Raw genomic sequence first — 26,152 nt, forward strand, 5'->3', positions numbered from 1 at the left:
ATTTAAAAAAGTTGGATTTACCGGCGATTTGATCATAAAACCGTTCTGCAATCTAAAGCTTATTTATTCTTATAGTTTAACCTTTTTAACAGCATTGCAAACAAGAAATTGCTATAGCCCCAAATCATCGGCTATGGACTGCATGGCAGTAATCGCCAGGCCAATGAACTCCTCCAGGGTGAGTCCCAGCTCCTGGCAGCTCATGATTTGCTCCCTTGAAGCACCGCGAGCAAACGATTTTTCCTTGAATTTTTTCAATACAAATTCGGTATCCACGTCTGCCAGCTTTTTGCTTGGCTTAACCAGCGCAGCAGCTACAATCAACCCGGTTACCGGATCAGCGGCATACAAGGCCTTATCAAGCTTGGTTACGCGCTGGTATCCCAAAGACTCGTTGTGGGCCTTCACCGCGTTTACCTCGTCCTCTTCCATTCCTGCTTGGGCAAGCATCTGCGCCCCTATAAGACCATGCTGCAATGGAGAATCGGCGGTCTTTTCATAGTCAACATCATGGACAAGGCCTACCAATCCCCATTTCTCCTCATCCTCGCCTAATCTCCTAGCCAGAGCGCGCATGACCGCTTCGGTGGCCAACATGTGTTTTATCAAATTGGCGTTTTTGACATTCTCCTTCACCATCTGAAGGGCTTCTTCTCTCGTCATCCTTATTACCTCCCTGAATTTTTGGTTTACCTACAAACCTCTCATTTACAAGGCGTTAACCTCAAACAGACACTCGCCTTCATGCGAATTTAATCTCTAATACAGGCCATGCTCAAAACAAGCCGCTCCTCTAACAAAAGCACCATACGCATATTCGTCACCACTACAGCAGCAACTGTCTTGTTAGAAAAGTTCCACTTTAAGCCCCGACTTAACTTTACGTGTAGCAATAAAAAAACCATATCCTCATATAACAGAAAAAACGACCATTGGGTCGTTTTTGTTCACCTCTTCTTTTTAAAATCTTTAACTCAAAGGAACTCAAAAGTTAGACGACAGAAAGCAAATCCTCCGGCGCTGTCAGAAAACCAATCCTCCCTACTCCAGAATGGCCAGAACCATCGCAATGACTATGAACAGCACCGCTGATATCTTGGTCAATCGATGAAGCTTTCCTTCAAAGCTTCTAGCCTTGTTCTTGCCGAAAAAGGTCTCGGCACCCCCTGCAATGGCTCCCGATAAACCAGCTTTTCTGCCCGACTGGAGCAGTACGACGGCTATCAAAAACAGCTCGACGATTACAAGCAACGCAGTAAGTATCCCTTTCACAACAGCCAACGGAACTCCTCCTTCCTATGGATGACGGCAATATTGTACCACACCCCCATGGTAAAATCAAGGCAAATTTTTTCAACATACCCATCCAGCACAATCCTGCTGCAGCATAAATATATCCCCCACCTTAAGTCAGGTGGGGGATACTGTCTTACTTGTTCTTCAGATTGAACCAGGCATTGAGGCCAGGATACTGCGCCACATCGCCCAGCTGCTCTTCTATGCGGAGCAACTGGTTGTACTTGGCGACGCGGTCGGTACGCGACGGAGCACCCGTCTTGATCTGGCCGGCATTTACGGCCACCACCAGGTCGGAGATGGTGGTATCCTCCGTCTCACCCGAACGGTGAGATACAACAGCCGTATATCCTGCGCGGTTGGCCATCTGGATGGCATCCAAGGTCTCGGTCAAAGTGCCAATCTGGTTCACCTTGATAAGGATTGAGTTTGCAACGCCCAACTCAATACCCTTGGCCAATCTCTTGGTATTGGTTACAAACAGGTCGTCGCCCACCAGCTGGATCCTGCTGCCCAGCTTTTGGGTGAGCAGCTTCCAACCATCCCAGTCTTCCTCGGCTACGCCGTCCTCCAGCGATATAATCGGGTACTTATCAACCAGGTTGACGTAATAGTCTACCATCTCGGCTGCCGTCCTTACCACGCCTTCGCCAGGGAAGTGGTATTTCCCGTCTTCTTCATTGTAAAGCTCGGTAGCTGCAGCGTCTATAGCGAGGCGTATGTCATCGCCTGGCTTGTAGCCTGCCTTTTCAACGGCCTCAAGAATAACCTCTATAGCCTCTTCATTGGTCTTCAGGTTTGGAGCAAAACCGCCTTCATCGCCTACAGCCGTGCTGTAGCCCTTCTTGTTCAGCACCGCTTTCAGATTATGGAATACCTCAGAGCACATGCGCAACGCTTCTCTGAAGCTAGTTGCTCCAACAGGCATGATCATGAACTCTTGAATATCCACGGTATTATCGGCGTGTTTGCCACCGTTGAGTATGTTCATCATGGGAACCGGCATAACTTTGGCGTTTACGCCGCCGATATACTGATAAAGCGGGAGCCCAAGCTGTTCTGCTGCGGCCTTTGCAACCGCCAGGGAAACGCCCAGTATGGCATTGGCGCCCAGTTTGCTCTTGTTGGGCGTCCCGTCCAGCTCAATCATGAGCTTGTCAATCCCGACCTGATCCAGTGCATCCATGCCGATGATTTCCTCAGCAATCACGTTGTTTACGTTGTCCACTGCTTTTTGTACACCTTTGCCCATGTACCTTGATTTGTCCCCGTCTCTCAACTCCACGGCTTCAAAGGCACCTGTCGAAGCGCCGGAAGGAACAGCAGCCCTGCCTACAGCTCCACCCTCCAGATATACTTCCACTTCTACCGTCGGGTTACCCCTTGAGTCCAGAATCTCTCGGCCTATTACGTCCACAATGGTCGTCACGGCTTTAACTCTCCTTTCATTATTTAGGTATCGTAAGTATTATAAAAGTAGCATTAACTAAAAAAAGCCGCTTTATCTTTCTTTACAATCCCGTTTACGTTTTTGTTTCAACGCTTCACTTCTTCAAAATCAAGCTTTCCCCTGTCATCTCTTCGGGCTTATCCAGTCCCATCAATTCAAGCATTGTGGGTATAATATCGGCCAGCCGGCCCCCTTCCCTCAAGGTCACGTTTTTTCTGGTGTCATCTATCAATATAAAGGGAACGGGGTTTGAAGTGTGAGCGGTATGCGGCTCGCCGGTTTCATAATCTATCATCTGCTCAGCGTTGCCGTGGTCAGCCGTTACGATCACCTTGCCACCTCTTGCACGGACAGCCTCGACCACGCGCCCCACGCATTTATCCACCGTCTCAACCGCCTCAATTGCCGCTTCCATCACACCGGTATGTCCCACCATGTCGCAGTTGGCATAATTTAAAATAATCACGTCATATTCCCCTGAAGCAATTCTCCTTTCAACCTCATCGGTCACCTCAAATGCGCTCATAGACGGCTTCATGTCATACGTGGCAACCTTTGGAGAAGGTATGAGCACCCTGTCCTCGTTCTCGTTGGGGTACTCCACGCCGCCGTTAAAGAAAAACGTCACGTGAGCATACTTCTCGGTCTCAGCAATCCTGAGCTGTTTTTTGCTCAGCTTGCTTATATATTCACCAAACGTATTAGTAAGAACCTGAGGCTCATAGGCTACATGGATGTTGGTAAACGTCTCATCATACTGGGTCATTGATACAAAGCATACGGGGAAATAACCCTTGCCCCGCGGGAACTCATTGAACTCGGGCTGGATAAAGGCGCGGGTAAGCTGCCTGGCCCTATCGGGCCGGAAGTTGAAGAAAATGATCGAGTCGTTGGGCTCAATGGTGGCAACCGGCTTACCGTTCTCCAGCACCACTGTGGGACGCACGAACTCATCCGTTACGTCTGCCTTATAAGACTGTTCCATGGCCTCCACCGCTGAGGAGGCAAATTCCCCTGTGCCTAAAACCAGTGCGTCATAGGCCTTTTGCGTGCGGTCCCACCTCTTGTCTCTATCCATTGCATAATAACGCCCCATTACGGTGGCGATTTTGCCAAACTTGTATTCCTCAAGCTTTTGTTCAAGGGTCTCAATATACGACTTGCCGCTGGTGGGCGGAACATCCCTTCCATCGGTAAAACAATGTATGTAAACCTGCTCCAGGCCATTTCTCTTTGCCAGCTCTACCAGCGCGTATAGATGTTCAATGTGGCTGTGGACACCTCCATCCGAAACCAAGCCCATCAAATGGAGCTTTGTGCCGTGCTTTTTGACGTTTTCTATTGCAGCCAAAAGAGCCTTGTTAGTAAAAAAGCTACCATCCTCTATGGCTTTGCTAATTCGCGTAAACTCCTGGTATACGATCCTGCCGGCACCTATATTGAGATGTCCCACCTCAGAGTTCCCCATTTGCCCTGCAGGAAGCCCTACATCCAAGCCGCTTGCCTGAATAGCTACATGGGGATATTCGTTCCAGTATCTATCTAAATTAGGGGTCTTGGCTTGATAGACCGCATTCCCTTCCTTTTGATCGCTCAACCCAAACCCATCCATTATGATGAGAACGATCAAATCCTTTTGCATATCTTCCTCCTAATACTTCACGATTTTAGCAAAGTCCTGTGCTTTCAAGCTGGCTCCTCCCACCAGTCCACCGTCAATCTCGGGCATCTGCATCAGCTCGGCAGCATTCTCGGGCTTCACACTGCCGCCGTACAAGATCCTCATCTGCTGAGCTGCCTGGCTGCCCAGCACCTCTCCCACAACCTTGCGGATGTATCCTATAACCTCGTTTGCATCATCGCTGGACGCCGTCTTGCCCGTACCTATAGCCCATATCGGCTCATAGGCAATGACCACTCTATCGGCCACTTCAGGGCTTAACCCCTTCAACGCAGCACGTGTCTGTCTGTCCACAACCTGTTCGGTACTTCCCTGTTCGCGCTGTTCAAGGGTCTCGCCAACGCATATGATGGGAATAAGGTTGTGAGCCACAGCAGACAGTACCTTTTTGTTTACCATTTCATCGGTCTCACCAAAGTATTGCCTTCTCTCGGAATGGCCAATGATGACGTACTCCACGCCCAGCTCTTTCAACATCCCGGGAGCCACTTCACCGGTAAAGGCTCCTTGCTCTTCCCAGTGCATATTCTGGGCACCCAGCTTGATGTTGGAACCTGCCAGAGCCTCCTTTGCAGCAGGTAAACAAACAAAAGGAGGACACACAACTACCTCAACCTGTGCATCCTTCACCAATGGTTTCAATTCATTTATGAGAGACACCGTCTGAGACGGCGTTTTGTGCATCTTCCAGTTACCTGCTATGATGGGTTTCCTCATACGCAACTCTCCTTACATCACATCCCAACCTACCTGCCCGGGAGAAAAATCCCGGGCAGCATCCGGTTGGGTAATCTATATAAAATTTAGAGGGCAATGTTGGCAATCTCACATATTTTTTTATTTAACACAACATTCCTTGTAATGTCAATACTCCTTTTTGTTTTCGCACAGCAAGTTTATACTCGGTCATTTATCATTAAGGGCTGCAATTCCCGGCAGCACTTTGCCCTCAAGGAATTCCAGAGAGGCGCCGCCGCCAGTCGAAATGTGGGTCATCTTATCGGCAAATCCCAGCTGCTCTACAGCGGCAGCCGAATCGCCACCACCGATGATGGTGGTACCGCCGCATTCGCTTACATATTTGGCCACAGCCTTGGTTCCTTCAGCAAAGGCGGGCATCTCAAACACTCCCATAGGCCCGTTCCAAACGACGGTCTTGGCCTTCTTGATTTCCTCGCCGAACATCTCCCTGGTTTTGGGCCCGATATCCAAGCCCATCCATCCGGCGGGAATCTTGTCGCTATCCACGACCTTATAGGGTGCATCGGCTTTGAACTCTTGAGCCACCACGTTATCGACGGGCAACAACAGCTTTACGCCCTTTTCCTTTGCCTTTTCCATCAGCTGTTTGGCCAACTCAACTTTATCCTCTTCCAGCAGGGAATTGCCTACCTCATAGCCCTTGGCCTTAAGGAATGTATAGGCCATACCTCCGCCGATTAGGAGAACATCTACTTTGTTGATGAGGTTTTCAATTACCCCTATCTTATCCGACACCTTGGCACCGCCCAAGATGGCCACAAACGGCCTCTCGGGATTCTCCAGGGCCTTACCCATGACCTCCAGTTCCTTCTGTATGAGGTAGCCCGCCACAGCCGGCAGGTAATGGGCAACCCCTTCAGTGGAGGCATGAGCCCTGTGCGCGCTACCAAAGGCATCGTTGACATATACATCGCCCAACTGCGCCAGCGCCTTTGCAAACTCTGGGTCGTTTTTTGTCTCCTCCTTGTGGAAACGAACGTTCTCCAGAAGGACGACCTGCCCTTCCTTCATGTTGGCAACGGTATTCTTAGCGCTTTCCCCTATCACGTCTTTGGCCATGATGACCTCTTGACCTAGCAGCTTGCTTAGGTGTTTGGCAACAGGCGCTAGGCTGTATTTGGGGTCAAATTCTCCTTTGGGCCTTCCCAGATGCGACATGAGTATTACCTTGGCGTTATTTTTGATCAAGTACTGTATAGTGGGAAGGGCAGCCCTTATACGCGTATCATCAGTGATATTGCCATTCTCATCCAGCGGGACATTGAAGTCTACGCGTACCAGCACGCGTTTACCTCTTACATCAATATCCTCTATGGTTTTTTTGTTCACAAAGACCACTCCTTTACATTACAGGCCCTTGGATGCGATGTACATGATGAGGTCTGCCACCCTGTTGGAGTAACCCCACTCGTTGTCATACCAGGCTACCACCTTTGCTAAAGTACCCTCGATTACCATGGTCGACAGCGCATCAACTATGGACGAACGAGGATCCTGTTTGAAATCGATGGATACCAATGGCTCTTCCTCATAGCCCAAAATGCCCTTCATCGGACCTTCAGCAGCCTCTTTCAGTGCGGCATTGATCTCCTCTGCCGTAGCGGGCTTCTCCAGGTCGGCTACAAAGTCCACTACCGACACGGTGGGCGTTGGCACTCTCATGGCAAATCCATTGAGCTTACCCTTCAGCTCGGGCAATACCAAAGCAACGGCTTTAGCAGCACCAGTGGTAGTAGGAATAATCGACAGTGCAGCCGCTCTTGCTCTCCTCAAATCCTTGTGAGGCAGGTCCAAAATCCTCTGGTCGTTGGTGTAGGAGTGAACGGTGGTCATAAGCCCTTTCTTGATGCCGAACTTCTCATGCAGCACCTTTGCAACCGGAGCCAAACAGTTGGTCGTGCACGAAGCATTGGAAATGATGTGATGGTTAGCAGGGTCATACTTGTCCTCGTTAACGCCAATGACGATGGTGATATCTTCGTTCTTTGCAGGAGCGGTGATGATGACCTTCTTGGCGCCACCTTCGATGTGTTTGATGGCCTTATCCCTCGATGTGAAAAGCCCTGTAGACTCTATTACGATGTCTACTCCCAGGTCCTTCCAAGGCAGATTAGCGGGATCCTTCTCAGCCAAAATCTTGATCTCTTTCCCGTTTACAACCAGCGTATCATCCTTCGCAGTAACTTCGCCGTTGAACTTACCAAAGCACGAGTCGTACTTCAGCAGATGGGCCAGTGTAGCGGCATCGGTCAAGTCGTTGATAGCCACAAACTCGATATCGTTGCCGTATTTCTCCAGAGCTGCCTTAAAAGCATTCCTCCCTATTCTTCCAAATCCGTTAATACCAACCCTGACTGCCATATGTACATTCCTCCTCATTTTAAATTTTTATTATAACCCATGAAAGCATGGGATTCATACTAAATAATATCAACTGATCATCAAAATCTCAAACGTTCAATTTACATCAAGTTCGGCCAGGCGTATTATCTCCCGCGCTGCGCCCTCATCAGTCACAAGGATGCCTTTTCTCCAATGCTTAAACACCGCCATTATGGCCTGCGCCTTTTGCCTCCCGCCCGCCACAGCTATAACCTTTGGAATGCGCTTTAGATTATCCATCTTCAGCCATATGGAATTACATGCATACACTATTTCGCCCTTTGCATTGAAGAAATATCCAAACGCCTCGGCTACAGCGCCGCGCCTTTCCAGATCTCGCTGCTGCTGTGGGGTGAAATTTCTTCTCTGCATCATATCTTGTGCCCGGCCTATCCCATAAATAAGTATATCGGCATTTTTGAGGTTGTCAATAACGCTCTTTATATCCGGCTCATTCAAAAGGGTCTCCATCGATTCGGCCCTCAGCTGGTCGGGGATGTGAAGCAGCCTGTACTGGCCTCCCAATTTCTTGGCAAATATGGAGGCTATTACATTAGATTGATGCTCGACATTTCTGCCCATCCCACCTCTGGCAGGTAACACCACTATATCAGTATTATCATTTATAGGGGAAAGAGCATTGGCCACTGCACCCACGGTGGAACCGCCAGTCACGGCTATTATATTGCCCCGGGTAATGATGCTCTCCAAAAATCGTGCCGCAGCTTTGCCGATATCCTTTAACACCAAAGGATCTTCATCTACATCGCCGGGAACAACTATGGCGCGCTCCAAGTCAAAAATCTCTTGCAGCCTGTCCTCCAGTTCGTTGAGCCCCTTTAGCTCATGGGTAAAATCTTTAAGGCCCTCCAGCAAGAGCTCGCCCTCTGGGGTCACCCTCATCCCAGATGGGCCGATATCAAGAAACCCTGCGTTTTTCAAAAACTCCGTCTCGTTGCGAACTACCCTTTCTCCTAGGCCCAAACGCGATGCCAAGGTTCTTCGGCCTATCGGCTGAAAATTATATATACTACGCAATATAGTATATCTCTTCTCATATACTTCTATTAACTCTGGAACTATTTTCTTCAACAGTATGTGGGGCTGTGACATAAACTTCACCCTGGACTACAATTGTCCCACCGTGCGGAAAACGTCCCACCCTACCCATAAAAAAACTGCCGCGTCTGAGAGACAATTCCAAATTACGCCTTTTATTTTATATTAAAAGGCCAAAAATTTCAATAGAATAGCGGCAAAAATTTAAAAATTTATTTAGTTATAGCTCTGACGATCTGCTTGATCACATCAGTAGTCGTTTTTAAACCATTTGGGCTCTCAGATACGGCTGAGAAAAAATACCCTATCTCGAAAATTCCATGGGGAGTTTGAATGTACTTATCCTCAACAGCCCGGCTCACAGCAGATACATGCATGCCACAGTCATCGGCCACCACCTGCATGGTTAGCGGCTTCAAATGCTTGGGCCCATGATCCAAAAACTCCTTTTGCCTCGAAACAATGGACATGGCCACCTTATTGAGAGCAATCCTGCGCTGCTCTACAGCTTTAATCAATCCAAGAGCAGAGTTCAACTTGTCAGCGATATATTCCAAAACGTTTTTATCCAAATGAGGTTCTTGGAGAAGCCTTAGATACATTTTATTTATGCACAGCCGAGGGGCAGCATGTTGCAGGACTAAAACATAATACTCGTCTCCTATTCGCTTCACCGCGATATCAGGAGTGGTATACCTGACTTCTCGCGATGCCGCAAACCTTCTTCCAGGTTTTGGCTCTAGAGAGCGTATAAGGTCCCTTATGCGTTGAACCTCCTCCAAGGAAATCCCGGTCTTTCTGCTTATCACCCCCAACCGATTGCAGGCGATGTCCTTCAAATGCTCAAGTATTATCGTCCTTACAAAAGGCGTGGCCTTGCCCATCTGGGTCAGCTGGATCAACAGGCACTCGCGAAGGCTCCTTGCACCCACCCCTGGAGGGTCAAGGGTCTGAACCAGGCGCAGCATGCGCGAAACCCTGTCCCTATCGACCTTGAGTATGGCGGCTATTTCATGCTTTGATATAGGCAGATAACCGTTCTCGTCGAGGTTTTCAATGATGAAAGCGGCAACCCTCTCATCCGCTGGGGGAATATCCATCGCTTTAAGCTGTGACATAAGGTGCTCCTGCAGGGTAATTCCGCTATACGCCGTACCTTCGCATTTACGGCGGTGTTCCTCTTCATAATAGTTCATACTATCGGTCTCATCATCATAATCGGCATCTTGAAACCACTCATCCCAGTCCACCGGAAACTTGGCATCAAATACCTCATCGGTCTCCCTTTTGGAGTCCTCCCGCATCTTAAGCAAAGGATTTATCTCCATTTCCCTCTGTATATAACGATAAAGCTCTTCAGAAGACCACCGCAATATCTCATGTAGCGCCGTACCATCGCTATCCTTTCGCATCCGCCTTGTCTCAAAGCCAAAATCCTGCTTCACATAGGATTCCTCCCCCAAATAGATGGTCCTTGCCGCCTTTTTAAGGTGCATCTCAATATCAGTATATTATCGGTTTCCGGCTATTATATCCAGCATGCCAAAATAGGTCCAATCTATGGTTGCCCATTTATTTCAGACCTCAGTCTGCCCTTAAGCTCCAGTCCGGGGAAACCCAGCTGTCTCAGCGCCTCATAGACTATGATGGCCACAGAATTGGATAGGTTTAGAGATCTGGCCTCCGCCCTCATGGGGATCCGTATGCAGCGATCATAGTGCTTCTTAAGCAAATCCTCGGGAAGGCCGGCCGTCTCCTTGCCAAAAAATATAAAACTATCCGGGGTATACCATACCGAAGTATAATCCTTTGCTGCCTTGGTGGTGGAAAAGTAGAAATCCCCCTGCGGGTACTGGGCAAATATCTCATCGACGGAATCATGGTAATGTATTTCCACAAGATGCCAATAATCTAAACCCGCCCTTTTGAGATACTTATCGTCAGTGGAGAAGCCAAGAGGCCTCACCAGGTGGAGAATGCAGCCAGTAGCGGCACAGGTACGCGCTATATTGCCCGTATTCTGCGGAATCTCAGGCTCTACCAAAACGACGTGCAAAGGCATAATCAACCCCCCTAAAACCCTGCTTCTTTTAACCACCCTTTCAAAATCTCAGCCGACCTCCTGAATCCTTCCTGCTCAGATTGGCTTAAAGGAAGCTCCAGCACCCGGGCAACTCCCTTAGCATTGACCAGCGTGGGAAGGCTCAGGCAGATGTCCTCCACGCCATAGTAGCCCTGCATAAGCGACGACACCGACAATACGACGTTTTCATCACGCAGGATAGCCTCCACGATGCGCCTGACAGCAAGCCCCACCGCATAATAAGTGGCGCCCTTGGCTTCGATTATTTTGTAGGCCGCATTTTTCACCTCATCGAATATCCTCATCTTTTCGTCGCTCTCGCAGGCCCGTCCACACCTCAAGCAGTACTGCTCTATTGGCATTCCGGCTATATTGGTAATGCTCCAGGCAGCCACCTCGCTGTCGCCGTGCTCGCCTATGATATAAGCGTGGACATTCTGGGTGGCAACATGGCAGTGCTGCCCCAGCAGGAATCTGAAACGCGCGCTGTCCAGCACGGTACCCGAGCCCATGACCTGAGAGGGAGGCAGTCCCGAAATCTTAAGCGTCACGTAGGTCAGTATATCCACCGGATTGGTGACCACCAGTATTATGCAATCTCTATTGTACTCCACAATCTTGGGCACGATTGAATAAAACACCTCTATGTTTCTCTTGAGCAGATCAATGCGGGTCTCACCCGGCTTTTGAGCCACCCCTGCGGTTATTATGACCACATTGGAATCGGCACAATCCTCATACGTGCCCGACCTTATCCTCACCGGCGGAACAAAGGCAATACCATGATTAAGATCCATCACTTCTCCTTCAAGCCTCTTCTGGTTTATATCCACCAGCACGATTTCTGAAGCCGTTCCGCCCATCATCAAAGCATAGGCGGTGGTAGCACCCACAAAGCCCGCCCCAATTATGGTTACCTTATTTCCGTAAAACCTGGTTTCCATCGTCTCTCCCAATCCTCTCTTTCAGATTATATTTTTCAGATTATATTTTAATGTCTTTGTGTAGATTTTACCATATTTTTTTTTGCATTGTGTCGAATCCTTCCAACTATCATTTTGATCTCTATACAGACTCTTAATGTAAATAATATTTCTAATTAAAATTTTTATTCTAAAGCAAGAAATCCTTCGCAAGCAAGCTGTACACTTGCGCAAACCGCAAATCAATGGTAAAATATGTTCATACAGTGAAGGTGAGGTGATCCCGTGTCAAACATAGTTCGACAGATATTCGAGCATAAGCTGGCAGAAATCCAGAGCCGTTTACCCCATAATGTAAATCTCGGGTACAGGAAAAGCGTCGTGTCGTTTGAAGAAATGCTACAGCAAGCTGAAAATGCACAGCAGATGCCTTCAAACCAGAAATCCCAGCAACACACTTCAGGAAAAGCCTTCACTGATGATGTGCAACCAAAACCTGATGGAAATCAATCAAGTTATGTACAGCTGCATGCCCGACAGTTAAATGGACAGCGGCCATACAATGAGTGGCTGTTTGCTTCCCTGTTACCCCAACTGAGTATAACCGGAGTGTCCTTAATGTCGGGCATAGACGGCGACTCATCTTCGCTGTACACCAGCCTGTTGCCGTTTATGCATTTGTATTCTCAGCAGCTATACGCTGGAAGTCATGGTAATCCGATAGAGGCGTTGCTCCCACTGCAGCCATATCCATGGATGGCATATGCCTGGCAAATGATGGCAAGCCAGTCAAGCTTTCAGACCCAATTTGATGGCATCATTGAACAGGTAGCCAGCAGATACGGCGTAGACCCAGCGCTCATCAAGGCCATCATCAAGGTTGAATCCAATTTTAACCCGTATGCCGTATCGCCTGCTGGGGCCATGGGGCTTATGCAGCTCATGCCCACCACTGCCAAATCGCTTGGGGTGACAAACCCGTTTGACCCGGTACAAAACATCAATGGCGGGGTACGGTACCTGCAAAGCCTGCTCAAGCGCTTCAACGGAAACGTGGATTTAGCTCTGGCTGCCTACAACTGGGGTCCGGCCAACATCGAATCGCGCGGCATCACCGATTTGAACGACCCTGTCCAGTTTGCAAAGCTTCCCGTCGAAACGCAGAATTATATAAAGAAAATTCGTGAATTACTCTCAGCTTAAAAAAGTGGGTACCTGTGAGTAAGCCCTGCTTGAAGAAACAGGGCAACAAGCTCAAAATCGGCTAATAACTGTCTAAAGCCATAAAAAAATGGGTTACCGCCACAAGGGGCCGTAACCCTTTTGCTCTCCTACCAGGCATTAGTTGATGTCAATTTTTCTGCCACGCCTTGTGTACTCCTCGGCCTTGGGCAGCACAACCCTCAAGATACCGTTTTTGTACTCTGCCTTTACGCCGTCCTCTTTCACGCCTTCCAGGATGAAGGTACGGTACACCTCGCCGTATCTTCTCTCGCGGCGGATATAATCAGCTCTCTCCTCATCAACGGCTTCTTTACGCCTTGCAGATATGATCAACCTGTCATCAATCAGCTCAATGTCGATATCATCTTTATCAAATCCTGGTAGTTCAGCCTCAACGATGTATTCCTTATCGGTCTCCTTCACATCGGCGCGCATGCCGGCTAAACCGGAACCAAACCCGGTCAAGAATCCCATATCAAAGAACTCATCCAAAAGATCTCTCCCGAAAAAGTCTCTTATCCATTCGCTGGGCGTCAAAGCGGGACGTCTCCTCCTGAAGGGCGTAATATCACGCATTGACAACCACTCCTTTTCTAAAATAATTTTTTGTTTTGGATTTTTACTTTTTTAAGTATCTCCTTTCGAGTTCGCTTTTATTATAAAAATCAAAGTCAAAGTAAGTCAAAGTCAGTTAAATATCCTTAAAGAAGAATAGGCCCAATTATTACCTATTCTTCTCATCAAAAATAGTTTTTTCCCAATAATTCTTCTTATTGCTTTAATTTTCTTATATAACTAAATTTATGCACAGCGTACCGTAGGGCCGTATGGACAGAACGGTCACTGAACCCTTTCCAAATATGCCCTCCATGAGCCCTACATACTCATCCAGCAGTTCATTGGGCATGAACACCAGCACGGTTCCGGCAAAACCACCACCGTGCACCCTGCAGGCTCCTTTTCCGCCGCCCTTTAAAAAGTTCTCGGTGACGCTCAAAGCCAGAGTAATCCCCTGCTCATGCGGATTTTTGGTGGTATAGCAGTTCTGAAGCCATTTCCACGAACTGTTCCCCGACTCATTCACCAGCCTCAAGAACTCGTCAAAATTTCCTCTTTCCAGAGCCTCTACCTGCTGTGCCACCCTCTGGTCCTCGGACAGGAAGTGCATGGCCCTGAGTATAGCGCGATCCCCCACCCGCGCCCTGAGCTTGGGAATATTTTGAATGACCTCTTCCATGGTAAGCTCCCTGCAAACCTTCTTACCTAATGCGCTGGCTACCGCCTTCATCTCTCGAGGCACAGAGGCATAGTCATCGGTGAGGTCGGCATGGCTGCCTCCCGTATTGATCACCAGCAGAGAATAGTTTTGGGCCGCAAAATCGAAGTCGATCTTTCGAACAACGGGATTGTCAAAATCCTTAAAGTCGATTGTAACAAATCCGCCTACTGCACAGGCAATTTGATCCATCAGCCCGCAGGGCTTGTTGAAGTATACGTTCTCGGCATACTGCCCTATTTTAGCTAGAAGTATCTCATCGATTTTGCCGTCATTGTACAGGTGATTGATGATGTTGCCCAGCAGCACTTCGATACAAGCCGATGAGCTAAGCCCCGAACCGCCTAATACCTCGCTGGTAATATAGGCATTGAATCCACCGATCCTATAACCCAGCTCCCTCATGCGACTGGCGATTCCTCTTATAAGTGCGGAGGTGGTCCCTTCCTCTTCTTTTCTAGGGGCCAGGCTGTCCAGCTCAACCACAAACGGCTCTGGATACCCTTCGGAATACACCCTTATGACGTAATCCGGCGATGGCGTTGCAACCGCGATGGCGTCCAGGCTGACGCCTGCCGCCAGTACCCTTCCTGCATTGTGGTCGGTGTGGTTTCCGCCGATTTCGGTGCGCCCAGGGGTGCTGAACATGTAAAACCCCTTTTGAGACTCATGTGGAAAGAATTGGCGGTAACGCACAACAGCCTGTACATACCTGTTAATCTGCTTTTCGATGATTTCCGGGGCCTGGCCATAGAGCTTTGCCAATAAAACCCTGCCTTTTGGGGAATTCAACTTTTCCTTAAGCAACTCTAAAGTTATCATCGCACCTTTACCTCCCAACTTAAAACGCTTCATCTGAATAGCGTATTTGCTAACATGCCGTCTATTTATCAGCTGATATACAGCATGAATTACGCCACCTGTGAACCACATCAAATACAGAGATGCTGTAACCCACACATCCACCGCTGACTGCCTGCTTAACCGCAGACTCGCCAGCTACTTTGGTGTACATATATTTTTACCCGCAGTTCATCTCTCCATCTCATAGAAGATGTAAAATATGCACCTACACATCAAAAACCTCAGCCGACTATAAAGCCAGTCAAACCCTCCTTATTCCGGCCGTCTCCAGGAAGCGGTCAAAGGCCTGACGCCCCTCTTTCGTAGCCTTAAACACGCCGGCATGATGCAAAACCTGCAGGCACTTCTCGCCCACCGAATCCTTGATTATCCTGCGGGCAGCTTCATCATCAAGATTAGTGCCGTACTTACTAATCAACTCTTTAATCCAGTGGAGGTGTTTGTTGAGTGGATGAGACTGCTGATAGACATCATCGCTTATAGTTTTTTTGCCTGTCAGTATATCGCAGATATCTGCAAGCTCATCCTTCAGACGGCCGGGAAGTATAAACAAACCCATTACCTCGATAAGCCCTATATTTTCCTTCTTTATGTGGTGGAGCTCTTGATGAGGATGGAATATGCCCATGGGATGCTGTTTGCTGGTACGGTTATTCCTGAACACAAGGTCAAGCTCATAGAGACCATCCTTACCTATCCTGGCAATCGGGGTAATGGTGTTATGGGGCACCTTTTCCCCTTTTTCATTTATGGTGAATGCTAAAACATCCACCGACGGGTCGGAGTAACCCCTCCAGAGGTGAAGCAGCTTATCGGCCAGCTCCACCAAAACCTGCGGCTTTGCATGACGAAGCCGCACAACCGACATGGGCCAGTGAACCACGCCTATCGTAACATCAGTATACTCTTGCGATTTGAGATAATACTCAACAGGCGCCTTTTCCATTGGAAAAGTATAGTAACCGCCTTGGAAGTGGTCGTGATTGAGTATGGACCCACCCACAATGGGTAAGTCGGCATTGGAGCCAATGAAATAATGGGGGAAATACTCGAGAAATTCAAAAAGGCGTTCAAACGTCTCCCGGCTGATTTTCATGGGCACATGCTGCTCGCTCAGCACAATGCAGTGCTGATGATAGTACACATAAGGCGAATATTGAAAGTACCACTGCTCACCCCTAAGCTTGATGGGCAGCACTCGAAGGGTCTGCCGCGCGGGATGGTTGATCCGCCCCGCATAGCCCACGTTTTCGGGGCACAGCAGGCACTTGGGGTATCCCACCTGTGGCGCGTTTTTAAGCGCGGCAATCTCCCGGGGGTCCTTCTCGGGCTTTGTGAGGTTGATGGTTATCTCCAGCTGACCAAACTCGCTATCATACTGCCACTTTATGTTGCGGGCAATGCGGCTTACGCGTATGTAATCGGACTTTTGGCAGAGATTGTAAAAATCATCGGTAGCAGCTTTGATGCCCTTCTCGGCCTTTATTCTGTTAAACCGCTCAATGACCTCCGACGGCTTTGGCATCAAAAGGCCCATTATGCGCGTGTCAAACAGGTCTCTGTACGTAAGCGTATCCTCAGGTATGAGCCCTCGCTGAACGGCATAGTCCAGGAGCTCCTCCAGTATAGGCGTTGCCGTCTCCGGCACCTCCAGGCTTTCAAGGTCTAGAGGCTGCGGATAAGGCTGGTCTATCTTTAGAAGGTCCAGCAGCTGATTCCTGGTATAGGTGACATCAAACTTGGATATCATGTCATTGGCCAGTGCAAAGGCCAGCAGCTTTTCCACCAGGTAGGCTGCACGTTGCTGCAAATCGTCCATGTTTACACCCCTTTCGGCTCGTCATTGCGGCAACCATCGCCGTGTTGACAACAGAAAGATTTATCTTCAACACAATGGACAAAGCAAGAGCCGTTCTCCTTGTTCATCCCAGTGACAATTATAGCATATTATACTTCAGCATTCCACAAAATAACCAAATGCGGCAGGCAAAAAGAGTTAAAGATTGATTCTGCTGCAAACTTAACTTGCTCAATGTAGCTTGATAAAGTAACGCTTATGCATGTAATTTTTCGCTTACTGTCATTTTTCTTCGAAATTGCCGCGGTACCAAGCGACTGACTAATTTTTGCAGCTCACATTCAATAAAATTTCGTTTTGAAAAGCAAAATTTAACTTTACACCAAAATCTAGAATTAAATGGCTTTAGCACTACGAACCAAGCTCAGCGTTCACAACATCATGGCGTTTATGCCTTTCAATGTTTTCAAGGATAAACAGCAGCATAACGCTGATGCCAAAGGTAACCATGATGAGCACAAACGGAAGCTTTGGAGAAACAGAGGAAAGCAAGCCGCCTATATACCCAAAGGGCGTTGTCAAACCTAAGACCAGCACATACAGGATGGACATGACCTTGGCTCTGTCCTCGTCGTTTATGCTGTTGGCCACCAAAGATTCAACAAATGGGTAAATTAATGCCATGCCGGTAGCTCCGATAACGATAGCAAGCACTGATAGGTGGAGCTTCCCAGGAGGAGACAACACAAAGATGCCATTGCTTATTATAGACAACACAAATCCCCAGAGAAGAGGACGGGTGACTTTGAGCTTTCCCAAAGTAGGCATTACAAACAGGTATATAAAGAGCATTATGGCAGATGTAATGGCTGTAAACATTCCAATGGTTCCCTCAGAAAGTCCCAACCCTTTGGTATAAAGGATGGCCGAAAAGGTATTGCGCAGAGTTACCTGCACGTTGTTAAACAGCATGAGCCCAAAGGCCAGCATGGTATGGGGGCTTTTTAAAAGCTGCATACATATTCTTCTGTACTCATCCAGCACCTCTATGACATTGAACCCCTTTGTCGTTTGCATCTTTATAAGCCCCATCTGCGTCTCATGGGTAATCCTATTCCTTATAAAAAACATGCTGGTCATGGAGACAAAGGCAAATAAATAAAGCCCCCTCATGGCAGGAACCACGCCATACCTTTTGACGAGCCCACCCGCAATGGGCGCAAAAAATCCCGCCAAAAGTCCCGCAACTTGAATCCAGGTATACACATGTACCCTCTCTTCAGGACGGGTGTCCTCAACCAGCAGACAGGTCCATGAGGTGTGTACTATCCTGAAAAAGCTGTTGACTATGCTGGCCACCAAAAAATAATAAAAGTTCTGTGCAAAAGCCCATATCAATACAGCCAAGCTCCATCCTATAAGGTCGAAGATGAGCGTTGTCCTCTTCCTCCCCAGCCTATCTGTAATGTATCCGCTTATAAACGAAAAGAACACCTGGAAGAGCAGCCCTACCGATGTTATAATGCCTATGTGCTCATCAGTACAGCCCAGTTCAAGCATGTACACCGAAGCATAAGGAATAAACAGGTTATAAGGTATTCCCCACAGGGGTTCAACCACCAAACATCCCCTTGCATTACCCCTAAAGCTCTTCAATATATTCCACGTCTCTTGAAGCTGTTTTTTGATTATACCCAACCCCATCCCCACCCTCTCTTTATAATGCACCTGCACCTTATATTTGATAATGCCCCTGCAAACCTGATATGTCATAACAAAAAAATAAGCCCGGCTTAAAAGATCAGGCCGAGCATCATTATACTTTATATTTCGTGATCAGGCAATATGAAGTTCCTCGATTTTTATTGCCCATACCCCTGTAATCAACGGTTCCTTTGCTTTAAATACTCTACATACGATTGATCTCCCCTATGTAATGCGCACCGTCTGAACCACTTTTTAATACCCGCATTAGCCGGATAAACTGGAGCTATATCCATTGAAAGCTCAGCCACAGGTTTTCAGTGGCATAATAAACAACATCTATGGTTCGGTACTGTTCCCCAGCTTGCTGGCATACACCGTTTACAGTAGGAAGGTTATGATACTGTGATTGCATGGTCCATATCTCATACCTCGAGCTGCTAAAAGTCTTAGCGGTATATGTTTCAACGCCCACATCAATAAATAATATGTCCAAGCCAATAGCCCTGCCGTTTCTCCTGCAAAGTCCATAGAAGTCCGTTATACATTGTACTCCAGCTTAGGAAAATTCATAAGTAATTCCTATAGGAAGCTACTTTTATTTACTAAACCGATGTATTAGAAAAATCATCCTCATCAGATATTTTACTATTCAGCATCTCTTTCTTTATTTGTTTTCGCAAACTCAAGCTAGCCCAAATTAACGTAAAAGCACTGGTAACAATAGATAATGCCAAAGGTATAAAAGCAGCAGAAGAAGGATTACTCCACGGCAAAATTATAATGCACAAGACAATAATAACCAACGCCATGGTAATGGTACTACGATGTAACCCAGACAAAAAATCTTTTTTCATTCAAGATAACTCCATTCTGGAATAGTCTCTACATGATGACATGCACAAAGACGTCCATTAAATGGAATTAATTCAGGTTCTTCTATGCTGCACTTTTCATCAGCATATGGACACCGAGGGTGAAATCGACATCCAGAGGGTGGTTTTGCTACAGAAGGCATATCTACAGATTTTAATGGCAATTTCCTTTTTCTACTCTCAATATCAGGATCTGGAACAGGAACGGCAGATAGCAAAGCCTGCAAATAAGGATGAGCGGGCCGCTCCAATACAGTAGCTGTTCTGCCAGTTTCTACTATTTTACCGAGATAAAGAACAGTAATACTACCATTTTGTGCTATATAACGAGCAGTAGCTAAATCATGGGTTATGTACAAAAACGCGATATTCATTTCCCTATTTAACCGACTCATCAAATTTAATATAGCGATACGCAGCGATACATCAATCATAGATACCGGCTCATCAGCGATGATAAGTTTGGGATTCATCAATATTGCCCTTGCCATTAAAATGCGCTGACGCTGTCCTCCAGATAGCTGATGAGGATACTTTTCTAAAAACATTTCAGGTGGAGAAAGCTCTACACGTAACAGAGCCTCTTTAACCTTCTGTAATGCTTCCTTCCGGTTTTTAACTATTTTTCTAGAAAGAATAGGGCCAACAAGTGAATGTTCAATAGTATGCACTGGATTTAAAGAAGCATATGAATCCTGCTGCACAAGTTGCACACTATGACGATATTTTCGAAATTCTGCTCGCGTCATCTTATAGATATTTTTTCCCTCAAAAAGCACTTCCCCACTAGTGGGCTTTAATAATCCCGCCACAATATTCCCTATAGTGGTTTTTCCTCCCCCGCTTTCCCCTACTAAAGCAGCTATTTCACCTTCATTTATAGTCATATTAATACCTACAGCAGCTCCTATGGGAATTTTAGGTTTAAAAAGCCCACTCTTTTTATAATAGTACATATCCACATTTTTAAGCTCCATCAAAGGCTTATCCATCTTACTGCTTCCCCCTTCATAATTTATAGGTATAGATGACACATGACTTTATGATCAGGTGCTACATCTACCATTTGAGGTATTTGTTCTTCACAGATAGGTTTTGCGTGTATACAACGGGGATGAAAAGGACAGCCTTTAGGCATATTATATGGATCAGGTGGAGTACCCATGATAGGCTTTCGTTCTTTCAACTCATCCAACAATGATGGAGCAGCTTGAAGCAACTGTTTCGTATATGGATGAGCAGCATTATAAAACATATCTCGTATTCCTCCTATTTCCACCAAGTACCCCGCATACATTACACCCATTCGTTCAGCTACTTTTGCAACTACTGCAATATCGTGGGTTTGCAGGAACATAGTAATCCCCATCTCCTCATGAATGCGTTTTAAAATGTTAAAAATGTAGTCCTGCGTAATTACATCTAAAGCTGTAGTAGGCTCATCAAGTATAATCATTTGTGGATCCAATAACAGAGAAAACGCAATCATAACCCGCTGTTTCATTCCACCCGATAATTCGTGAGGATATGAATCTAAAACGCGATTTGCTTCCAAACGTACATATCCAAGCAATTCAGAAATTCTCTTTAGAGCTGCACTTTCATCATAATTCTCCATATGTATTCGTGCTGTTTCTAAGAATTGTTCTCTTATAGTCATAACGGGATTAAGGGAATTTTGTGCCGCCTGAAACACCATTGATACCTCTTTCCAGCGATATTTATTTAATTCTCTATTGTCCATTTTTAATACATCTCTGCCTTTATACAGTATTTGTCCGCTAACAATCTTACCAGGTACTGATACTAAACCAATAATAGCACTGGCTAAAGTAGATTTGCCGCTGCCCGATTCTCCTACCAGCGCTGTTACTTTGCCTTTGGGAATATCCAGATCTACATGATTAACCGCACGAATAGTACCGGCACGCAACGGAAAATCAATGGTTAGATCTCTAATTTCAACTAAATTCTCCATATCTATTCTCCTTTCGTTACATTATTAGTTACGCAATCGAGGATTTAATGCATCATCAATTCCACTGGCAAAGAAAATACATCCCAGTTGGAATAAAGTAAGACACAAAATTGGTGACAATAAATAATATATAGCATCTGGATTGGTTAACCCTTGACGAATTGCACTATTTAGCATAACCCCCCAATTAGTCGGCGTATATGGAGCAAATCCTAGCATCATAACACCTACACTAGATACAATTGAAGACTGCATAATAGTAATAAAATTGATTGCTAAATAAGAAACCATATTGGGCAACACTTCACGGAAAATTATATAAAAATTATTAAGTCCCATAACCTTACAAACGACAATGAATCCTCGTTCCTTTATTTCTAAAATCTGAGCTCGTACTGCTCTTGCTAGCCCTGCCCAACCAAATATGGCAAGAATGCTCGCCATAACCAGTGGGCTTTTTATTGAAATAAAAGCCGATAATATGATCATTATAGGAAAGCTTGGAATAGTAAGGAATAGGTTGGTAATTAACATTAACATTGAATCTACCCAGCCACCGATAAATCCAGAAAGAGCACCAATGGTAACCCCTATTAAAATAGCAAAAGTAGCTGCCAAAAAACCTATCGTCAACACATCCCGTGAGCCATGTACAACCTGCGCAAAAATGTCTCTTCCAATATAATCTGTTCCCATTATATAACGCTTATTTTTATATAAATTTCCCTCTTTCTCCTCTTCTTCAGTTTTCTCTTCCTGTTCTCCCATCTGCATAAAAGGATTACGAGCAATTTCCATCTCTTCATTAGTTTCATCCACTTCTTTTACGCCAAAAATCATTTCGATGATAGCTGGCCTACGATAACGATTTTCAAAATTAGGAGTAAGATCAAGTGGGACAACTGCAGCTCCTACTGTAGCCATCAGAATGAACATGACGAGAATCAGCATTCCGATAAATGACTGCTTATTACGGTAAATTATTTTGAAAAACGTTTTTATACTCTGCATACATTATCCCTCCGTCTTTACGCGAGGATCGAGCTTACTATATAAAAGGTCAGCAATTAAATTTGCTAAAATGACAGCAAAACTCGTAACAAGCAACATTCCTTGCATCATCGTATAATCCCGCTGTGCAGTAGCCTGTGCAATAAATGCTCCCATTCCTGGATAACTAAAAGTGGATTCAATCAAGGTTGATCCCCCAACCATAGTACCAAAGCTCATGGCAAGATGTGTAACCATTGGTAACATAGCGTTTTTTTTCACATACCTTTTCCTAATCAAATTGTCTGGAATACCTCTAGCACGGGCTGCAGTAATATAGTCTTCACCGAGTACATTCATTGCTGCACCCCTCATTTGCAAAGCCCACATACCTACAGAAGTGAGAACATATGTAAGTATCGGTAATGCTGCATGATATAATACGTCTAAAATAAACTCCAGTGTAAAGCCTGGTTTGATGTTGGGAGAATATGCACCTACCAATGGAAACCACTTCAGCTTAATACCGAATATAAGTATAAGCAGTATGCCAAAAATGAAATTTGGAATAGCCGTAGTAATTATAGAATATACAGAAATAACAGGATTTATAAATGAATTACGTTTCCACGCCATCAACATACCAAGTCTTGTTCCTATGAAAAAACTTAAAATTAAAGAAATGGACAGCACAAATAGCGTCCACGGTAAAGTTTCTGCAATAATCTGATTTACCGTCAGTGTTCGCGAATACATGGAGGTTCCTAGATTACCCCGTAAAAGTCCACCATAATAACGAGCCATCTGACGTAAAATAGGTTCATCTGGATCATAATTAAGCATATTAACCACAATTTTTCGAGCATCCTCAAGACTAATACCTCGGCTTTGCGCTTCACTACGGCTCATCATTTCAACGACATCACCAGGCATAGCCCGCAGAATTAAAAAAGTCATAAAACTTGCCAATATCAATGTAAATAATGCAATCCCGAAGCGTTTAGCAAGGTGTTTTATCACATATTACACCCCTTTCAACAATGAAAATTCAAAAATAAGGGGCAAGCGGGCATTCACTTGCCCCTAGTTAATATCATATACTTTATGTACCTTGGCTTACCGAGGTTTTAAATCTCCTGACCAGATTACATACATGTCAGCAAAACCTATATTTAATTCGGCGATATCTACAATCTCTTCAAAATTACGACCGACTGGCATAAATTGATTGTATTTGTCTATTTCATCCTCCATAGGTAAACCAGTTATAGTTTTCCGGTTTAGCCATACACCAGTAGTATTCTGATAAAGATTGGCACCAAAAGCATACTCGTTACAGATCCATACCAGAGTATCAATAATCTTCTGGCGTTCTTCTTCATCGGCAGTAACCGGCAGTTTATCAACCAACTCAATAGGATCCACTTCTGTTCCATCAGGTCCTTTAACTTTCAAATTAACCCGATTTGTTTCAGGATCCCGCGGAAGTCCCATTAATTCACTGGGACCACCCTTAAAGGTATTATTAAGGGGACTCCATGGATACATAAATGACCATGTTATATCTCCCCACTCAATGACCATATCATACATTCCTTCTTTAGCAGCATTATTCCAAAATACTGAACTGTCAACCGCTACAACTTGAGTAGGAAATCCAAACTTTGTTAGCTGTTCAGCAGCAATAGAAGCTGCAGTATCAACTACGCCAGCAGGTTGCCAACCGGCATTTACAGCAATTGTAAATGAATATGTCTTGCCATTTTTATCTTCCCAAATACCGTCTTTATTTCGTTTCCACCCGTTCTCTTCAAGAATTCTGGCTGCTTTTTCGGGATCATATTCATATTTAGTTAGCTTAGCTCGCATCTCTTCGGAAACATATGTTTCAAGCGAAGAAGGTGGCATACCTACCATGGATATAGGGAACTCTTTACCATAATAGTTAGCACCTTCACGGATCTTAGTACGATCCAAAGCATATACCAGTGCACGACGTAAATTTACATCATTAAATGGTTCACGTCGTTGATTGAAGAACAACACGTGACAAGCTGGATCGAACATTGGATAAAATACGATATCCTTGTTAGAAGCTAAAATAGATTCCGCTAAGTCCTTTGGAAGTGATCCGTTATAGATATCAGTAGTACCATTGCGTAACATACCAAGCATACTTTCTGCTGTACCCGTTATATGATGGATTTTTTCAAAATAAATTTGATCGGCTGCCCAATAATCATCTCGCTTAACAAGAACAGCATCAGAAGCAGTGACACTTTCCACTACGTAAGGACCAGTGCCTATAGGTTTTGGATACGTTAACTTCATCATCTCATTCCAATTATCGCTTAACGCTTTGTCCTGTTCTTCGGTTAATTTTTTACCAAAAGCGGTACGCGCAACAGCAAGCTCTTCTGGGGTGGCATCTCTGGCTGATTCGTAAATAGACTTTGCTTTGTCCACATATTCTTTAAAGATATGATAAGGTACATTCATAGTACCATCCTGAGCAATCAGCAAATCGCGTAGTTCCATAAACGGAGGTGGATCTTGCCATACAAGTTTTACCGTATAATCATCGATTTTTTCTACTTTTGTTAAATAATTGCATATAGTACGTGGATTTAAATAAAAAGCTGCAATTACATCATCCGCAGTAAACTTTTCTCCATCATTCCAGGTGACATCATCCCGTAATTTAATGACAGATTCTCTCTCACTATGTTCTATAGATGTAGCTAAAATGGGGTGAATAACATCTGTAGAACGAACAATCTGTGTTAAACGTTCAAATACATATCTGCCCATTTCGCCAACTCCGCCCTGGGTAAACGGATTCCCTTGAAATTGAGGTGGTTTAGGCCATGATCCCCAGGTAGCCCTAAACACTTTTTCCTTATTGACTTTAGGTACATAATCATCTGCTTTGACCATTTCAGTATTTTGCTCGGATTTCTGTTCAGCATTTTCACTGTCCGTCTTATCTTGAGGTGTCTCGGCAACTTCCGTTTTCTTGGATTCGTCAGATGCTGTTGGTTCCTCAGGTGTTGTCGCTGTTTGTTGTTGACATGATGCTAGAATAGAAACGGCAAGCAGTAAAGACACCAGAAGCGAGATACTTCTCACAAACCTATGTTTCACATGACCCCCTCCTTAATTATTTTTTGATTGCGTAAAACCCTGAAATTCCTTACTTTTCAGGGTTTTACCTTTTATAGAGATAGGATTCTCTTCATTTTTATTAGGTTATATATTATGCCAAATATGTAAAAATTTAATTTATAAAATGAAAGGGCTCCTGCAGTATAGCTAAACATCCCTACTTTTAATAATTTTTTGAATAATCCCCATTAATTTATAGTAATTTAAAAGTATTGCATCTTTGACAAATTTTTATAGTTATACTTAGTTTTTAAGCGTTATAGAATGCATATACTTAGCACGTGTTTTTACTTTATGTATACAAAAGAATAGATAAAAGCTTGGACTATGAGCACTCCCTTGTTCATGTTTTGTACTTATAAAAATTTTCCAGCAAAATGATATCCACTCCGTCTCCTAGATTCTGAATCTATTTTGAAATCCATACTAAATCCAATTTATAGTTCTATAACTATCTTATTCAATTTCATCAAAATGATCAAGTCCAAATTTTTGTGTAAAATTCCCTCTGGCTAGAATCAGGTTAAATTATCACCACTAATCTTTATTAAATTTTACTGCTTCCGGCTTCTTTTAGGTCAAGGATTCGCTATCGCCGGGCTGCGCCCGTCCTTGACCTAAAAGAGCCTCCAGCAGTTTTAT

At 45.3% G+C, this 26,152-nt stretch carries 24 protein-coding genes; 1 reads left to right on the forward strand and 23 read right to left on the reverse strand.

Translation table 11 applies throughout. The annotated features are described in order from the left end of the window. Nucleotides 1–111: 111 nt before the first annotated feature. From BM241_RS05340 to BM241_RS05390, 11 genes are all read right to left on the reverse strand, one after another. Nucleotides 112–663 (reverse strand): HDIG domain-containing metalloprotein, encoded by a 552-nt coding sequence (locus BM241_RS05340; protein WP_025747850.1) that lies wholly within the window; start codon nt 661–663, stop codon nt 112–114. A 378-nt stretch (nt 664–1,041) separates the two neighbouring features. Further along, nucleotides 1,042–1,272 (reverse strand): preprotein translocase subunit SecG, encoded by a 231-nt coding sequence (gene secG, locus BM241_RS05345; protein ID WP_025747851.1) that lies wholly within the window; start codon nt 1,270–1,272, stop codon nt 1,042–1,044. A gap of 157 nt (nt 1,273–1,429) precedes the next feature. After that, the gene (gene eno / locus BM241_RS05350) at nt 1,430–2,725 is read right to left on the reverse strand and encodes a phosphopyruvate hydratase (protein WP_092282217.1); all 1,296 of its coding nucleotides are present in this window, start codon (nt 2,723–2,725) and stop codon (nt 1,430–1,432) included. A 115-nt stretch (nt 2,726–2,840) separates the two neighbouring features. After that, entirely contained in the window at nt 2,841–4,388 is a 1,548-nt protein-coding gene (gpmI, locus tag BM241_RS05355; protein ID WP_092282218.1) for a 2,3-bisphosphoglycerate-independent phosphoglycerate mutase, read from the reverse strand. Nucleotides 4,389–4,397: 9 nt separating this feature from the next. After that, nucleotides 4,398–5,144, reverse strand: coding sequence for a triose-phosphate isomerase (tpiA, locus tag BM241_RS05360; RefSeq protein WP_025747854.1), 747 nt, complete (start codon nt 5,142–5,144; stop codon nt 4,398–4,400). 189 nt (nt 5,145–5,333) lie between these two features. Next, on the reverse strand, nt 5,334–6,527 hold the full coding sequence (locus BM241_RS05365; RefSeq protein WP_092282219.1) for a phosphoglycerate kinase: 1,194 nt from the start codon (nt 6,525–6,527) through the stop codon (nt 5,334–5,336). Between the two features lie 9 nt (nt 6,528–6,536). Then, complete coding sequence (gene gap, locus BM241_RS05370; RefSeq protein ID WP_025747856.1) at nt 6,537–7,550, reverse strand: type I glyceraldehyde-3-phosphate dehydrogenase; 1,014 nt, start codon at nt 7,548–7,550, stop codon at nt 6,537–6,539. Between the two features lie 96 nt (nt 7,551–7,646). Then, a complete protein-coding gene (locus BM241_RS05375; protein WP_092282220.1) occupies nt 7,647–8,684 on the reverse strand; it encodes a sugar-binding transcriptional regulator in 1,038 nt (345 codons plus the stop codon). Nucleotides 8,685–8,842: 158 nt separating this feature from the next. After that, on the reverse strand, nt 8,843–10,075 hold the full coding sequence (gene rpoN, locus BM241_RS05380) for an RNA polymerase factor sigma-54 (RefSeq protein ID WP_025747858.1): 1,233 nt from the start codon (nt 10,073–10,075) through the stop codon (nt 8,843–8,845). Nucleotides 10,076–10,188: 113 nt separating this feature from the next. Further along, a complete protein-coding gene (gene trmL / locus BM241_RS05385; protein ID WP_092282226.1) occupies nt 10,189–10,686 on the reverse strand; it encodes a tRNA (uridine(34)/cytosine(34)/5-carboxymethylaminomethyluridine(34)-2'-O)-methyltransferase TrmL in 498 nt (165 codons plus the stop codon). Nucleotides 10,687–10,703: 17 nt separating this feature from the next. Then, nucleotides 10,704–11,657, reverse strand: a complete 954-nt coding sequence (locus tag BM241_RS05390) for an L-lactate dehydrogenase (RefSeq protein WP_025747861.1) — start codon at nt 11,655–11,657, stop codon at nt 10,704–10,706. Nucleotides 11,658–11,921: 264 nt separating this feature from the next. Between BM241_RS05390 and BM241_RS12920 the strand changes: the two genes are divergently transcribed. Then, nucleotides 11,922–12,839 carry a lytic transglycosylase domain-containing protein gene (locus tag BM241_RS12920; protein ID WP_025747862.1) on the forward strand — a complete coding sequence of 306 codons (918 nt, stop codon included), beginning with the start codon at nt 11,922–11,924 and terminating at the stop codon, nt 12,837–12,839. 138 nt (nt 12,840–12,977) lie between these two features. On the opposite strand, the gene BM241_RS05400 is transcribed toward BM241_RS12920, so the two are convergent. The 12 genes from BM241_RS05400 to BM241_RS05450 form a co-directional block, all read right to left on the reverse strand. After that, nucleotides 12,978–13,436 (reverse strand): Hsp20/alpha crystallin family protein, encoded by a 459-nt coding sequence (locus BM241_RS05400; protein ID WP_025747863.1) that lies wholly within the window; start codon nt 13,434–13,436, stop codon nt 12,978–12,980. A 211-nt stretch (nt 13,437–13,647) separates the two neighbouring features. Then, a complete protein-coding gene (locus tag BM241_RS05405) occupies nt 13,648–14,958 on the reverse strand; it encodes a galactokinase (RefSeq protein WP_025747864.1) in 1,311 nt (436 codons plus the stop codon). A 61-nt stretch (nt 14,959–15,019) separates the two neighbouring features. Beyond that, nucleotides 15,020–15,151: a hypothetical protein gene (locus BM241_RS12925; protein ID WP_278292226.1), complete on the reverse strand. Its 132-nt coding sequence runs from the start codon at nt 15,149–15,151 to the stop codon at nt 15,020–15,022. A gap of 90 nt (nt 15,152–15,241) precedes the next feature. After that, nucleotides 15,242–16,819, reverse strand: a complete 1,578-nt coding sequence (locus BM241_RS05410; RefSeq protein ID WP_025747865.1) for a UDP-glucose--hexose-1-phosphate uridylyltransferase — start codon at nt 16,817–16,819, stop codon at nt 15,242–15,244. A gap of 390 nt (nt 16,820–17,209) precedes the next feature. Further along, on the reverse strand, nt 17,210–18,502 hold the full coding sequence (locus tag BM241_RS05415; protein WP_177206099.1) for an MFS transporter: 1,293 nt from the start codon (nt 18,500–18,502) through the stop codon (nt 17,210–17,212). Nucleotides 18,503–18,788: 286 nt separating this feature from the next. Next, entirely contained in the window at nt 18,789–18,998 is a 210-nt protein-coding gene (locus tag BM241_RS05420) for a hypothetical protein (protein ID WP_092282222.1), read from the reverse strand. Nucleotides 18,999–19,107: 109 nt separating this feature from the next. After that, nucleotides 19,108–19,359, reverse strand: coding sequence for a hypothetical protein (locus BM241_RS05425; protein WP_092282223.1), 252 nt, complete (start codon nt 19,357–19,359; stop codon nt 19,108–19,110). After that, nucleotides 19,356–20,369: an oligopeptide/dipeptide ABC transporter ATP-binding protein gene (locus tag BM241_RS05430; RefSeq protein ID WP_025747869.1), complete on the reverse strand. Its 1,014-nt coding sequence runs from the start codon at nt 20,367–20,369 to the stop codon at nt 19,356–19,358. The genes BM241_RS05425 and BM241_RS05430 overlap by 4 nt, the downstream gene beginning before the upstream one ends. Nucleotides 20,370–20,392: 23 nt before the next feature. Continuing rightward, a complete protein-coding gene (locus BM241_RS05435) occupies nt 20,393–21,355 on the reverse strand; it encodes an ABC transporter ATP-binding protein (protein WP_025747870.1) in 963 nt (320 codons plus the stop codon). A 24-nt stretch (nt 21,356–21,379) separates the two neighbouring features. Further along, nucleotides 21,380–22,366, reverse strand: a complete 987-nt coding sequence (locus tag BM241_RS05440; RefSeq protein ID WP_025747872.1) for an ABC transporter permease — start codon at nt 22,364–22,366, stop codon at nt 21,380–21,382. Between the two features lie 3 nt (nt 22,367–22,369). Next, the gene (locus BM241_RS05445) at nt 22,370–23,365 is read right to left on the reverse strand and encodes an ABC transporter permease (RefSeq protein ID WP_025747873.1); all 996 of its coding nucleotides are present in this window, start codon (nt 23,363–23,365) and stop codon (nt 22,370–22,372) included. A 96-nt stretch (nt 23,366–23,461) separates the two neighbouring features. After that, entirely contained in the window at nt 23,462–25,489 is a 2,028-nt protein-coding gene (locus tag BM241_RS05450) for an ABC transporter substrate-binding protein (RefSeq protein WP_025747874.1), read from the reverse strand. Between the last annotated feature and the right edge of the window lie 663 nt (nt 25,490–26,152).

The sequence above is a fragment of the Caldicoprobacter faecalis genome (genome assembly GCF_900115765.1).
Lineage (GTDB): Bacteria > Bacillota > Clostridia > Caldicoprobacterales > Caldicoprobacteraceae > Caldicoprobacter > Caldicoprobacter oshimai.